This is a genomic window from Gordonia paraffinivorans NBRC 108238, from assembly GCF_000344155.1.
Classification (GTDB): domain Bacteria; phylum Actinomycetota; class Actinomycetes; order Mycobacteriales; family Mycobacteriaceae; genus Gordonia; species Gordonia paraffinivorans.
Map to the genome: position 1 here is coordinate 37,826 of NZ_BAOQ01000034.1, position 13,268 is coordinate 51,093.

The window sequence follows — 13,268 nt, forward strand, 5'->3', positions numbered from 1 at the left end:
GCGGCCCTGCCTCGGGTGGTGAAGACCGGTCGGGTCAGACGACAACGGTCACCTTGTGGTCGATGTTTCCGCGGGTGGCCTTGGAGTACGGGCAGAACTCGTGTGCCTTCTCCGCGAGCTCCCGGGCCTTCGCCTCGTCGACGCCGGGGATGTACACCTCGATCCCGACGGTGAGGCCGAAGCCGCCGTCGGACGGGTCCTTGCCGATGCCCACGGTGACCTTCACGGTCGACTCGTCGGGAACCGGATTACCCGCCTGCTTCGACGTGGCGCGCAGCGCGCCGAGGAAACACGCGGCGTAACCGGCGGAGAACAGTTCCTCCGGATTGGTGCCCTCACCGCTTCCGCCCATCTCCTTCGGCATGCGGAGATCGAGGTCGATCTGCCCGGAGGCCGAGACGACCTCGCCGTCGCGCCCGCCGCCGGACGCCTTCGATGAGATGGTGTACACCGGTTCGATTGTCATCTGCCGGATCCTCCTGGTCTTCAGATGAGTGGTGCCTCGGTGCCGGCCCCCGCGCATCAGCGCGCACGAGCGGCACCGGGACGAGAAGAACCAACGTTCTTTCCAACCACTCTGTACCCGGATTCATTCCGGCCAAACCGCCTGGTGGCGGGGCTTACACCGGCGCGAGGACGTGTCGGTGGCCCCTGGTGTCTGCGGCCCCTGGTGTCGGCGGCCCCTGGTCTCGGTGGCCGCGGGTGTCAGCGGCCCCGCAGCATCCGGCTCGGGCGCATGCGGGTCGACTCCGGCAGCCACCGGTTCACCGATCGGCGCAGTGTCAGCAGTGCCGCGACGAGCACCAGCGCGAACTGCAGGTAGGAGAGGACGACCATCGCCGACGGGATGTCCGGGTAGCGGAACAGCAGGTCGACGCCGATCGGGATGCACAGCAGATGCACCACGACCATCGCGACGAAGAAGTTGCGACTGTTGCGGCTGTGGTGGGTGGCCGCCGCGATGAGCAACGGGTATTCGATGGCGAGCACCACCACGATCATCAGCAGCATGAACGGCGGGAAGAACCCGGCCAGGGTGTCGACCTGCGCCTCGGGGGCGGAGTTCGCGGGATCGGTTCGCACTCCTTCGAGCAGCCGCTCACGCAGGTCGTCGGTGATGGCGCCGAGGTTGAGGAATCCGTAGACCGCGAGGACCAGCCCGACGACCGCCGCGCCCCACCACGTCACTCGCGCGTGCAGCGCCAGTGCCGCCGGCGGCGGGCCGGGATCGCCCGGCCTCGACGGATAGAGCGCGGACTGCTCGCGGTCGCGGGACGACCGCGCCATTTCGGCGAGGTCCTCCGCGTCTAGTTCTGCCTGGGTCGGGATGCGCTCGGGGTCGCGGTCGGGGTGCTCCCCGGAGGCACCGCCCGCCGGTCCGTGCGGATCGTTCATTCCTCGATCCTGCCATCTGCGTTCCTCGCACGGACAGGGCCCGCCGAGCGACTCGGCGGGCCCTGTCGACGATCGGTTCGGTTCCCTACTTCCGGAACTCGCCCAGCAGGAATTCCATGCCGGGCACGAAGGTGCCGAGCATCGGGACCACGTGGTTGACGATCGACTTGGTCAGGATCGGCGGTGTCGGGTCCGTGACGAACCGGACGTCGGCTCCCTGCGCGCGCCAGTCGGCGGCGAGCTGTGCGACCTGCCCGTGAGGGATGACGTCGTCGTTGAGGCCGCCCTCGAGGAACACGGGCGCGTTCGGCTTGAGACGTCCGATGCGCTGCTCGTCGACGATCTTCTTGACACCCGGCGACCGGTCGATGAGCGCGGACAGGGTCTCCCCGGTGCGCGTCCAGTTCCTGGTCTGCTGGAACCCGAAGGCCGGGATGATGTCGGCGATGCAACTGGTGGACAGCTGCTTCAGCGCGGCCTTGCCGGACCGGTTGGTCTCCCGCTCCACCACCGTGGCGACCTCGGGATAGCGGGCGGTCAGCCCGTTGACCGCGAAGCCGATGGCGCCGGCGATCGTGGAGCCGTCGATGGCCGGGATGACCCGCTCGAGGTCGGCCGGCGGAGCACCCGCGTAGGTGGCCTTGACGTTGAGGTCCGGTGCGTAGGTCGCGGCGAGTTCCGCGGCCGACGCGGCCGCGCCGCCGCCCTGCGAGTAGCCGGCGAACCCGACCGGCGCGTCGGCCGGCGCACCCGAGATCCGCAGTGCCGCGCGGGCGCCGTCGAGCATGGCGTGGCCGGTCTCGGCCCGGTTGACGTAGGTGTGGATGCCCGGGGTGCCGAGGCCGATGTAGTCGGTGACGAAGACCCGGACGCCGTTGAGCAGCATGTAGTACATCTCCGGCGCGGTGTAGTTCACGCCGAGGCTCGGTTTGGTGATGTCGACCGACATCGGCAGGCCCATGAGCTTGGATGCGGCGCACTGGTCGCCCTGCCCGATGGTGCCCGGGCCGATGACGACGGTCGGGCGGGGCCCTCTGCCCTGCCACGGCGCGGTGGGTTCCACGACGGTTCCGGTCACCGCGGCGGGCGAGCCGTCCTGGTAGGTGGAGGTGTACATCACCTTGCGTGCGGTTCCCGGCCACTGCCCCGGCACGCCCGGGATCTGCAGGCTCAGTACGCTCGGCTGGCTGCGGATGACCGACCCCGGCTCACCGGCGATCTTCGCCGGCGGCGTGTAGAAATCGGCTGCGTTCGCGAGCGGGGCGCTCGGTGTGATCACCGCGGCCGCGCATGCCGCTGCGACCGCCCCCGCCGTCGCGCCCAGACGCAGGCGTGACCTGCGGCGGGACGCGATGTTCATTCCCGACTTGAGTTTCATGGATGAGTAACTTACCCCACAGTAAGGTGATGGGTGTGACGAGGGGTCACAGGAACGGCGCAGGGTGAGCGGACACCCGGCACGAGCACGCCCCCAGCACAGAACGACGATCAGCCGCCCGGCGCGATCTTGAGCATCCGGCCGACGGTCGCCTGCCAGAGCGAGTCGTCGGCGGCGATGGTCCCGGTCAGTTCCAACGGCTCGTCGAACGGGCCCGTGCCCACCTGCCGGGTCTCGACCCGACGACCGGTGGCGAACTCGGTCGCGATGTAGTCGACCGGCCCCACCTGCTGCGGGAGCCCCGGCACCGCCGGGCCGTAGCCGAGGGCGTGGATCAGCCCGTCGGCGCGGGACAGCTTCGGCAGGGTGGCGACGCGGTCGGAGTTCTCCCAGACGCGGCGGCACCCGGCCTCGGAGACGTCGATGCGGGTCATGCCGCCGGTGAACGGCGCGTCGGCCGGGATCGACGGGCCCGTCACCGCCATCGGCGGGTACTGGTAGCCGTAGGTGCTGGGGATGACGAGCGAGTCGCCCCACGCCATCGGGGAGTTCTCCGTTCCCTGCCCCGACCGGCCGAACGCCGGCATCCGGCACACCTGTGACCCGTCCTCGCTGCGGAAGACCAGCAACTGCGGGCGGTCCGCGTTGTCGACGATGGCCACCCAGCCGTCCCCGCCGGGACCGAAGTACGTCGGCGTGGTCCCCGACCCCCAGGTGAGCTGCCCCGGCTTACGGCCCCGCCCCCGGTCGTAAGCGCGGCGCCACACCACCGCCGGCGCGCGACCGTCGTCCGCCCGCATCTCGTACAGGGCGTGCGTGGTGAGGATCGATACCCCGTTCCGCCTGACGGACAACCCGTTTCCCAGTTCCTCGCCGGCGGGGAGCCTCGTGGTCGTCACGACCCGGTCGCGGTCGATGACGCCGACGACGCCGCGCGTGGTGGCGAACCAGATGCGGCCGTCGGGATCCGGCGCCAGACCGGTGATCGCGTCGCCGGGCGGGATGTGCCGCGCGACATCGATCCGGTCGTCGACGTAGACCTCCCAGTCGGCGGCCCTCTTCCGGTGCGCGACAAAGAGAATCGAGTTGGTTCCGTCCGCGACGACGACTCGGTCGCGGTCGTCGAGATAGCCGTACACGCCGCCGAGGAGCCCGCCCTTGACCAGTTGCCTCGATGCGAGCGGTTGCGCGGTGCGCGGGTCGAAGAGGACGACGGACGGGGCCGCGAAGGCCGGGGGCGACGTCCCGACGAACTGCGTGCACAGGGAGACCGGCATGCCGTCCGAACCGATGAAGGTCGCGGCGCAGGCACCGCCCGGCACCGACGACGCCGCGAGCCGCGCGCCGCGTCCCGGCCCGCGGTGCCCGGTCGAGTCGGTGGACGCCGGGTCGCCGTGCATCAGCGAGGTGTCCGACGGCCCGAGCCCGCTCGTCGTCGTATCCGGCTGCGCTGCCGCGGGATACGCGATCGACAACACGACGGCGAGCACCAGGGCGGCGATTCGGGGCCGGGCTCTCCTCATGAGTCGTCAAGCTACTGGAAAAGGCCCCTGGATTCCGCTCCCTTGAGAAGGTCCGCCGACCGTACGTCGACGATCTCCGAGGGCCTGTTCCAGGGACGATCTCCGGCCGGGGTGCGGCCGGTCAGATCACCAACCCGAGCAGAACCACCACGACCAGGCCGCTCACCGACAGCAGGGTCTCCATCATCGACCAGGTCTTGAAGGTCTGGCCGACACTCATGCCGAAGTACTCTTTGACCAGCCAGAAGCCGGCGTCGTTGACGTGCGAGAGGAACACCGATCCGGCGCCGATCGCGAGTACGACGAGCGAGATCTCCCCGGAGCCCAGGGTGTCCACGAGACCGAGCATCAGCGACGAGGCGGTGATCGTCGCGACCGTCGCCGAACCGGTCGCGAGGCGGATCAGCGCGGCGAGGACCCAGGCGAGGACGAGGACGGGGACGTTCGCGCCGGTGGCCCAGTCGGCCAGCAGGGTGCCGATGCCCGTGTCGACCAGGACCTGCTTGAACCCGCCGCCCGCCGAGACGATCAACAGGATGCCGGCGATCGCGGGCAGCGCCGCGCCCGTGCATCGCGAGATGGTCTGCCGGTCCATTCCCGACCCGCGGCCGAGGGTGAACATCGCGACCACGACGGCGATGAGCAACGCGATCAGCGGGGTACCCAGGATGTCGAGGACACGACGAAGGACCTGGTCCTCGTCGTCGATGAAGATCTCGACCAGCGCCTTGCCCAGCATCAGCACGACGGGCAGCAGCACGCTGAACATGGTGATCGCGAACGACGGCCGTCGGGTGGCCGGCCCGTCGTCGGGATCGACGTCGAACGTGTGCGGCGCCTCGACCTGCACCCATTTGCCGGCGACCGTGGCGAACAGCGGACCGGAGACGATGATCGTCGGGATCGCCACGGCCACGCCGAGGGCGAGCGTGAGGCCGAGATCGGCGCCGAGCGCGTCGATGGCCACCAGCGGGCCGGGGTGGGGCGGCACGAAGCCGTGCATCGCCGACAGGCCCGCGAGCGCGGGGATGCCCACCGGGATCAGGCCGAGACCGGAGCGGCGGGCCACGAGGTAGATGACCGGCATCAGCAGCACAAGGCCGATCTCGAAGAACATCGGCAGGCCGATGACCGCCCCCACCAGGGCCATCGCCCACGGCAGCATGCGCGGGGAGGCGTGCCCGACGATGGTGTCGACGATCTCGTCGGCGCCCCCGGAGTCGGCGAGCAGCTTGGCGAACATCGCGCCGAGCGCGATGAGGATGCCGACACCGGCTGCGGTGGAGCCGAATCCGCTGGTGAACGAGTCCAGCACGGTCGGGATCGACTCACCCGCGACGATCCCGACGGTCGCGCCGCCGCCGACGAGCGCGAGGAACGGATGGACCTTGGCGAGCGTGATGGCCACGACGATGACCGCGATGCCGGCCAGCGCCGCGACGACCAGCTGCCATCCCGGGGCGACCGGTTCGGGCAGGTCGGCGCCGGCGGCGAGAAGAACGGTGGACGACAGCATGATCAGTTCTCCTCGACGGCCGGAAGTGCGACGACCAGGTCGTCGATGATGGTGTCGACGTCTCGATCCACGTCGACGGTGACGTCGCGCTCGGCGGGGTCCAACGGCTCGAGGGTGTCGAACTGCGACCGGAGCAGGGCGCTGGGCATGAAGTGCCCGGGGCGGGAGGCCTGACGGCGGGCGATGACCTCGACGCTGCCCTCGAGGTGGGCGAACACCACCGAGGGCACATGTTCACGGAGCAGGTCGCGATAGGACCGCTTCAACGCGGAGCAACTCATCACCCCGCCGTCGGAGTGTTCGGCGAGCCACCTTCCGATGTCCGCGAGCCAGGGGCGACGATCGGCGTCGTCGAGGGGCTGCCCGGACGACATCTTGGCGATGTTCTCCGGTGAGTGGAAGTCGTCGGCGTCGGCGAACGGCACCCGCAGGCGCTGTGCCAACGCCGCGCCGACCGTCGACTTACCGGACCCGGAAACGCCCATCACGACCACCGGAGATCCCATGCCCACTCCTCACATCACTGTGTTGCTGATCACGCAGCCTGCCGCAATAGTCATACTTTTGCAAGTGCCGGCCCGCATAACGTAGTCCTATTGGTCAGCGCCTCCATAAATGAGAAGATGTTTCGGTGAGTCAGAACACACGCGGCGCCGGGGAGCTCCATGACGAGGTCCTCGCCGCGATCGGCCGGCGGATCGTCTCCGGGGCACAGCCGACGGGCAGTGTGCTCACCCTCGACGCCATCTGCACCGACTTCGACATCTCGCGCACGGTCGCCCGCGAGGTGATCCGGGTGCTGGAGTCGATGGGCCTGGTCGAGTCACGGCGCCGGGTGGGGAGCACCATCCAGCCGCGGACCCGCTGGAGCGTCTTCGACCCGCGCCTGATCCGCTGGCGGCTCGACGGCGCCGACCGCGCCGAGTTCCTGGCGACGCTCTCGGAATTGCGCAGGGGGTTCGAACCCGTGGCCGCCGCACTTGCCGCCGAACGCGCGGACGAGCACCAGTGCCGGACCCTGGCGGCCGCGGTGTCGGACATGTCGGTCCACGGCCGCGACGGTGACCTGGAGGCATACCTGGAGGCGGACAAGGTCTTTCACCGCACCCTGCTCGAGGCGAGCGGCAACGAGATGTTCCGTTCCCTGGCCGACGTGGTGGGCGAGGTCCTCGCCGGACGCACCCATCACGGGATGATGCCCCCCACACCCAATCCCGCCGCGATTGCGCTGCATGACGATGTCGCCAGAGCAATACGCCTCCGCGACCCGGAAGCCGCGGAGGCGTCGATGCGTTCGATCATCACCGAGGCGGCCGAGGCCGTCGCCGGTGACGCCGCCGACTAGACGAGAAGTTCGGCGATCTGGATCGTGTTGAGGGCAGCGCCCTTTCGGAGGTTGTCGCCCGAGACGAACAGCGCGAGGCCGCGCCCCTCCGGCACGCCCGGGTCCTGACGGATGCGTCCGACGAGCGACGGGTCCTTGCCGGCCGCAGCCAGCGGGGTCGGGACGTCGGTGAGCTCGACGCCGGGCGCCGACGCGAGGATCTCCTGGGCGCGCTCGACCGAGAGCGGGTTGGCGAACTCCGCGTTGATCGACAGCGAGTGCCCGGTGAAGACCGGCACGCGCACGCAGGTGCCGCTCACGAGCAGGTCGGGCAGGCCGAGGATCTTGCGCGACTCGTTGCGCAGCTTCTGGTCCTCGTCTGTCTCGCCGGAGCCGTCGTCTACGAGCGAGCCGGCAAGGGCCACAACGTTGAACGCGATCGGCGCGACGTACTTGTTCGGCGCCGGGAACTCCACGGCGGAGCCGTCGTGGACGAGCTTCTCGGCGTCGTCGGCGACGGCGCGGACCTGGGTGGCGAGCTCCTGCACTCCGGCCAGGCCGCTACCGGAGACCGCCTGGTAGCTGGAGATCACGAGGCGCTGCAGGCCGGCCTCGTCGTGCAGCGGCTTGAGGACCGGCATGGCGGCCATGGTGGTGCAGTTGGGGTTGGCGATGATGCCCTTGGGCGGGTTCTTCGCCAGCTCGCCGTTGACCTCCGAGACCACCAGCGGCACATCGGGATCCTTGCGCCACGCCGACGAGTTGTCGATGACGGTCACACCGGCGGCGGCGAAGCGAGGGGCCTGCTCGCGGGACATGGTGGCGCCGGCCGAGAACAGCGCGATGTCGAGACCGGCCGGGTCCGCGGTGGCCGCGTCCTCGACGACGATCTCGCCGCCCTTCCACGGCAGCTTCTTCCCCGCCGACCGCGGAGAGGCGAAGAACCGCACCTCGTCGGCCGGGAAGTTGCGCGCCTCCAACAGCTTTCGCATGACGGCGCCGACCTGCCCGGTCGCGCCCACGACTCCGATACGCACACCCATGGCCTATCGCCCCGTTCCGGCGTAGACGACGGCTTCCTCGTCGCCGCCGAGGTCGAAGGCCTGGTGCAGCGCGCGCACGGCGTCGTCGAGTTCGGTGTCGCGGCACAGGACCGAGATCCGGATCTCCGAGGTGGAGATGAGCTCGATGTTGACGCCGGCGTCGCTGAGCGCCTCACAGAAGGTGGCGGTGACGCCCGGGTGCGACTTCATGCCCGCACCGATGAGCGAGACCTTGCCGATGTGGTCGTCGTAGAGCAGATCGGTGAAGCCGATCTCTTCCTTGAGCTTGTTGAGCTTCTCCACCGCGACCGGTCCGAGTTCGCGCGGCAGGGTGAAGGTGATGTCGGTCTTGCCGGTCTCGACCTTGGAGACGTTCTGCAGGACCATGTCGATGTTGATCTCGGCGTCGGCGACGGCGCGGAACACCCTCGCCGCGTAGCCCGGCTTGTCGTCGAGGCCGACGACGGTGACCTTGGCCTCGCTCCGGTCGTGTGCGACGCCGGTGAGAATGGCTTCTTCCACGGGAATGTCCTCCATCGATCCGGCCACGATCGTGCCGGGTTTGGTCGAGTACGACGAGCGCACGTGAACGGGAACGTTGTATCGGCGTGCGTATTCCACGCACCGCAGCATCAGGACCTTGGCGCCGCAGGCCGCCATCTCCAGCATCTCCTCGAAAGAGACCTTCTCGAGGCGGCGGGCGTCGGGGACGATGCGGGGATCGGCGGTGAACACGCCGTCGACGTCGGTGTAGATCTCGCAGACGTCGGCGTTCAGCGCGGCCGCGAGCGCGACGGCGGTGGTGTCCGAGCCGCCGCGGCCCAGGGTGGTCACGTCCTTGGTGTCCTGGGAGACGCCCTGGAAGCCGGCGACGAGGACGATCTTGCCCTCGTCGAGGGCGCTCCGGACGCGTCCCGGCGTGACGTCGATGATCTTGGCCTTGCCGTGGCTGCTGGTCGTGATGACGCCGGCCTGCGAACCGGTGAACGACTGGGCCTGTGCGCCCAGCGAGGAGATGGCCATCGCGACCAGCGCGTTGGAGATGCGCTCGCCCGAGGTGAGCAGCATGTCCATCTCGCGCGGCGGCGGCGTCGGATTGACCTGCTGCGCGAGGTCGAGCAGTTCGTCGGTGGTGTCGCCCATCGCCGAGACGACGACAACCACGTCGTTGCCCTGCTTCTTCGTCTCGACGATGCGCTCGGCAACGCGACGGATGCGTTCGGCCGTCGCGACCGAGGATCCGCCGTACTTCTGCACCACGAGGGCCACGTCGAGTTACCTCCCGCCGGCTCTCGCGCCGGTTCGATAGACGTCAGCTTGCTTCGGACAACCTTACCGGGCATCCGGGAACCGCTCTGACCTGGTCACCCGGTGCAGTGTGACCAGGCGCATACATCGGTCGGGCGACACCCGGACGCCACCACCTAGGATCGCTGCCGTGGCCACCCGAACCGACGTCGACGATGCGGGACGTCGAGAAGACCCCGACCGGCAGGAGCGCGGTGACCATCGCGCCGGGGAGTCGGCGGCGGAGTCCGCGACCACGACACCGCCGCACGCCGAACGACTCCGACGCCATCGCTGGTGGCTGGACGCCCTGGCCGTGTACCTGGTCATCCGCGCGGTCGGGATCCTCGTCCTGGCCCGCTTCGCCGACCTGCGCCACACCACGCTGGGCGACGCGCTGACGAAATGGGACGGCCAGTGGATGCTGTCCATCGCCACGCATGGTTACGGCGGCGTGCCGGTGACGCTGACCGACGCCCGCGGCATCCACACCTCCGACACCGCCTACGCCTTCTTCCCCGGTTACCCGTATCTGGTCGGTCTCATCGCGAGGCTTCCCGGCGTGACGCCCTTCGGGGCGGCGCTGTCGCTCAATCTCGTCCTCGGGTGCGTGGCAGCGGTGGGCGCGGCCCGACTGGGCATGGTGTGTGCCCGGCTGATGGCCGGGCACTCCCCCATCGGTCGTGCGCCGGAGCGCGCGACCGGGCTGTTCCTCGCGGCGCTGTTCGCCGCGACCCCGATGTCGATCGTGCTCAACATGGCCTACACGGAGGCGATGTTCTGCGCCCTGGCGACGTGGGCGCTCGTCGGCATCCTGGAGCGACGTTGGCTGCTCGCCGGCATCATGGCCGGCCTGTGCGGCCTGTGCCGTCCGACCGCCGCGGTCATCATCGGCGTGGTGATCCTGGCGGCCGCCGTATACCTCTGGCAGGCGCGCGGATCCGGCGACGCGACCCGCGCCGACCGCCTCCGCGCCGTCGCCGCGATCGTGATCAGCCCCATGGGTTACCTCGCCTACCTCGGAGTGGTCTGGGCTCACACCGGCTCCCCGACCGGCTGGTTCCGCATCCAGACCGAGGGCTGGGACACCGAATTCGACTGGGGTGTCGCGGCATTCAACTTCGTCAACGATCAGCTGGTGAACGCCTCGGACGTTCCGCCGGTGGCGACCTCGTGGATCGTGTTGAGCACCGTGGCGATGGTCGGGGTCGCGGTGTGGTCGCGGGTGCCGTGGCCGGTGCTGCTGTTCGGGTCCCTGCTCGTGGCGCAGATCGTCCTGTCGAGCGGACTGATGATGAGCCGGCCCCGCCTGCTGCTGCCCGCCTTCGTCCTGCTGATCCCGCTGGCGATGGCGCTCGCCCGGATGCGGCGGGTCACCGCGGCGCTGATCGTGGTGCCGATCGTGATCGGGAGTTCGTGGTTCGGCGCGCACATGTTGACGGTCTTCCCGCACGCCATGTGATGCGGATGCCGGACGGCGGGCCGCCGCGCCGGGTCAACGCGCGGAGGCCTCGAATCCCGCGCAGAGGTAATCGATCCCGGCGTCGAGCCGGGCCCGCGGGTCGAGGAGCCGCGTCGCGTCGGGCCGGCCCGCGAGGCGGGCCAGGTGCGGCGGGACGTCCGCGTCGGACCTGCCGGAGATCACGTCGGTCAGGCAGGGCGCGTCCGGGCCGGACTCGCCGCGGACCTGCTGGGCGAGCAGCTCGTCGCCGACCGCGGCCAGCGCGACACCCTGGACGAAACTCCACACCGACAGGGCCATGTCGGTGGCCTGCTCGATGTCCACGCCGAGCTCGAGGAAGCCGGCGGACAACCAGTCCAGGCATTCCAGCGAATCCTCGCCGTAGCTGTTGCGCGGAGACGAGTAGGCCAGCACCACCCACGGGTGCCGCGCGTAGAGCTCCCAGTCGACGTCCACCGCGATCCGCACCCGCTCGCGCCATGGCGGCGACGTCTCGACCGGGTACGGATACAGACGCCCGATCTCCTCGGTCATCGCGAGCAGCAGGGCCTCTTTGTCGGCGACGTGCCGATAAAGCGACATCGCCCCGACGCCGAGGCTGTCGGCGACCTTGCGCATCGACAGGCCCGCGAGCCCGCCCTCGTCGGCCAGCCGGATCGCCGCGTCGACGATGGCCGACCGCGACAGCCTGGGCGTGCCCGTGGTCACCTGTGGCCCCTCCTCACCGACCGGGAACATCTCGATTGCGTACAGCGTACTCATGATCGTAACCTGGTCCGCGTACGCCGTACGCGGCATGACCATCCCGTGACCATCTCGTAGGAGCATCCAGTGTCAGCCCACCTCGCCTCGTCCGATCGGCAGGTCGCCAACACCGCCGACCGACGCACGTGGCTGGGTCTGGCGGTGCTCACCCTGCCCGTCCTCCTGGTGGCACTCGACGTCTCGGTCCTCTACCTCGCGATCCCGTCGATCACCGCCTCGCTCGCCCCGTCGGCGTCCGAGCAACTGTGGATCCTCGACATCTACGGCTTCCTCATCGCCGGCCTGCTCATCACGATGGGGAACCTCGGCGACCGGATCGGCCGGCGGCGCATCCTGCTGGCCGGGGCGACGGTGTTCGGACTCGCGTCGATCCTCGCGGCCTTCGCACCGACCGCCGGCATCCTCATCGCCGCACGCGCCCTGATGGGCGTCGGCGGTGCGACGCTGATGCCGTCGAGCCTGTCGCTGATCGCCAACATGTTCTCCGATCCCCGCGAGCGAGGCCGGGCGATCGGTGTCTGGACCGCGGCGTTCGCGGGCGGAAGCGCGATCGGCCCCGTCGTCGGAGGCGTTCTGCTGCACCACTTCTGGTGGGGCTCGGTCTTCCTGATGAACGTGCCGGTGCTCGCCGTGCTGCTGATCCTCGGTCCGCGTCTGCTGCCGGAGTTCAAGGCCCCGTCGGACGCGCGGTTCGACGTGCTCGGCGTGGTGCTGTCGATGGGCGGCATCCTCCCGGCGGTCTACGCCGTGAAGACGCTCGCGAGCGACGGCATGGACGCGACGACGGTCGCCGTCGGGATCGTCGGCGTCGTGATGCTGGCGGCGTTCGTGGTCTGGCAGCGCCGCGCCCCGGCGCCGCTGCTCGACCTGAAGCTCTTCGGCAACCTGCAGTTCGTCGGCGCGATCTCGGTGGCACTCGTCGGCATGGCGGCGCTCGGCGGCATGTCCTACCTGACCGGGGTCTACCTGCAGTCGGTGATGGGTCACGACGTCCTCGCCGCGGCGATCGCCGGACTCCCGATGGCGGTGGCCGTCGCGGTGTTCTCCGTCGGGGCCTCACGCGTCGCCGCGCTGATCGGCACGCGCGCCGCGTTCCTGCTGGCCATCGGCCTCGCCGCGGTGGGCAATCTCGGACTCCTGGCGCTGACCACCTCGTCCCCGATCTGGGTCTACCTGCTGTGCACCTCGGTCGCCGGCGTCGGCTACGGCATCCAGTTCAGCCTGGTGTCGGTCGTGGCCATCGGGGCGGTCCCGCCGGAACGGGCGGGCTCGGCCTCCGGCATCTCCGAGACCAGTTTCGAGCTGGGCAACGCCCTGGGCCTGGCGCTGCTCGGCTCACTGGCGACACTGATCTTCCGCTCTCACCGCAACGGGTGGGATTTCGGCGACACCCTCGGCGAGACACTCCTGCGCGCCCTCGACATGGGGTCGCCGGGCGAGGGGCTCGCGAGCGCCGCGCGGCAGGCCTACGTCGACGGCATGCACGCGGCGTCCCTCACCGCCGGGATCGCGCTGGCCGTCCTCGGGGTCGCGGTGTATTTCGCCATGCGCGAGCCCAAGTAGTCCGGGGGCGCC

12 protein-coding genes are annotated in these 13,268 nt (G+C 69.8%); 3 read left to right on the forward strand and 9 right to left on the reverse strand.

Translation table 11 applies throughout. The annotated features are described in order from the left end of the window. Nucleotides 1-34: 34 nt before the first annotated feature. The 6 genes from GP2_RS16160 to GP2_RS16185 all read right to left on the reverse strand — a co-directional run bounded on the left by GP2_RS16160 (nucleotide 35) and on the right by GP2_RS16185 (nucleotide 6,318). On the reverse strand, nucleotides 35-466 hold the full coding sequence (locus GP2_RS16160; protein ID WP_006901606.1) for an organic hydroperoxide resistance protein: 432 nt from the start codon (nucleotides 464-466) through the stop codon (nucleotides 35-37). A 239-nt stretch (nucleotides 467-705) separates the two neighbouring features. Beyond that, nucleotides 706-1,395 carry a hypothetical protein gene (locus GP2_RS16165; RefSeq protein ID WP_006901607.1) on the reverse strand — a complete coding sequence of 230 codons (690 nt, stop codon included), beginning with the start codon at nucleotides 1,393-1,395 and terminating at the stop codon, nucleotides 706-708. An 85-nt stretch (nucleotides 1,396-1,480) separates the two neighbouring features. Then, nucleotides 1,481-2,773, reverse strand: coding sequence for a lipase family protein (locus GP2_RS16170; RefSeq protein WP_006901608.1), 1,293 nt, complete (start codon nucleotides 2,771-2,773; stop codon nucleotides 1,481-1,483). A gap of 110 nt (nucleotides 2,774-2,883) precedes the next feature. Beyond that, nucleotides 2,884-4,296, reverse strand: a complete 1,413-nt coding sequence (locus GP2_RS16175; RefSeq protein WP_006901609.1) for an NHL repeat-containing protein — start codon at nucleotides 4,294-4,296, stop codon at nucleotides 2,884-2,886. A 121-nt stretch (nucleotides 4,297-4,417) separates the two neighbouring features. Then, complete coding sequence (locus tag GP2_RS16180) at nucleotides 4,418-5,812, reverse strand: GntP family permease (protein WP_006901610.1); 1,395 nt, start codon at nucleotides 5,810-5,812, stop codon at nucleotides 4,418-4,420. Nucleotides 5,813-5,814: 2 nt separating this feature from the next. After that, entirely contained in the window at nucleotides 5,815-6,318 is a 504-nt protein-coding gene (locus GP2_RS16185; protein WP_006901611.1) for a gluconokinase, read from the reverse strand. 125 nt (nucleotides 6,319-6,443) lie between these two features. Here GP2_RS16185 and GP2_RS16190 point away from each other — a divergent pair, with 125 nt between their 5' ends. Then, nucleotides 6,444-7,157, forward strand: a complete 714-nt coding sequence (locus tag GP2_RS16190) for a FadR/GntR family transcriptional regulator (protein WP_006901612.1) — start codon at nucleotides 6,444-6,446, stop codon at nucleotides 7,155-7,157. Here GP2_RS16190 and GP2_RS16195 read toward each other — a convergent pair. Continuing rightward, nucleotides 7,154-8,179 carry an aspartate-semialdehyde dehydrogenase gene (locus GP2_RS16195; RefSeq protein WP_006901613.1) on the reverse strand — a complete coding sequence of 342 codons (1,026 nt, stop codon included), beginning with the start codon at nucleotides 8,177-8,179 and terminating at the stop codon, nucleotides 7,154-7,156. The two genes, GP2_RS16190 and GP2_RS16195, sit on opposite strands and share 4 nt — an antisense overlap. A 3-nt stretch (nucleotides 8,180-8,182) precedes the next feature. After that, a complete protein-coding gene (locus tag GP2_RS16200) occupies nucleotides 8,183-9,448 on the reverse strand; it encodes an aspartate kinase (protein WP_006901614.1) in 1,266 nt (421 codons plus the stop codon). Between the two features lie 169 nt (nucleotides 9,449-9,617). Between GP2_RS16200 and GP2_RS16205 the strand changes: the two genes are divergently transcribed. Then, a complete protein-coding gene (locus tag GP2_RS16205; RefSeq protein ID WP_006901615.1) occupies nucleotides 9,618-10,928 on the forward strand; it encodes a putative hexosyltransferase in 1,311 nt (436 codons plus the stop codon). A 33-nt stretch (nucleotides 10,929-10,961) separates the two neighbouring features. Here GP2_RS16205 and GP2_RS16210 read toward each other — a convergent pair whose 3' ends face one another. Further along, a complete protein-coding gene (locus tag GP2_RS16210; RefSeq protein WP_040527288.1) occupies nucleotides 10,962-11,636 on the reverse strand; it encodes a TetR/AcrR family transcriptional regulator in 675 nt (224 codons plus the stop codon). Nucleotides 11,637-11,759: 123 nt separating this feature from the next. On the opposite strand from GP2_RS16210, the gene GP2_RS16215 reads away from it, so the two are divergent. After that, a complete protein-coding gene (locus GP2_RS16215; RefSeq protein WP_006901617.1) occupies nucleotides 11,760-13,256 on the forward strand; it encodes an MFS transporter in 1,497 nt (498 codons plus the stop codon). The last annotated feature ends 12 nt before the right edge of the window (nucleotides 13,257-13,268 follow it).

Coding starts and splice junctions, on each gene's coding strand:
- GP2_RS16160 (WP_006901606.1), bottom strand. CDS start 466: ATGACAATCGAACCGGTGTACACCATCTCATCGAAGGCGTCCGGCGGC.
- GP2_RS16165 (WP_006901607.1), bottom strand. CDS start 1,395: ATGAACGATCCGCACGGACCGGCGGGCGGTGCCTCCGGGGAGCACCCC.
- GP2_RS16170 (WP_006901608.1), bottom strand. CDS start 2,773: ATGAAACTCAAGTCGGGAATGAACATCGCGTCCCGCCGCAGGTCACGC.
- GP2_RS16175 (WP_006901609.1), bottom strand. CDS start 4,296: ATGAGGAGAGCCCGGCCCCGAATCGCCGCCCTGGTGCTCGCCGTCGTG.
- GP2_RS16180 (WP_006901610.1), bottom strand. CDS start 5,812: ATGCTGTCGTCCACCGTTCTTCTCGCCGCCGGCGCCGACCTGCCCGAA.
- GP2_RS16185 (WP_006901611.1), bottom strand. CDS start 6,318: ATGGGATCTCCGGTGGTCGTGATGGGCGTTTCCGGGTCCGGTAAGTCG.
- GP2_RS16195 (WP_006901613.1), bottom strand. CDS start 8,179: ATGGGTGTGCGTATCGGAGTCGTGGGCGCGACCGGGCAGGTCGGCGCC.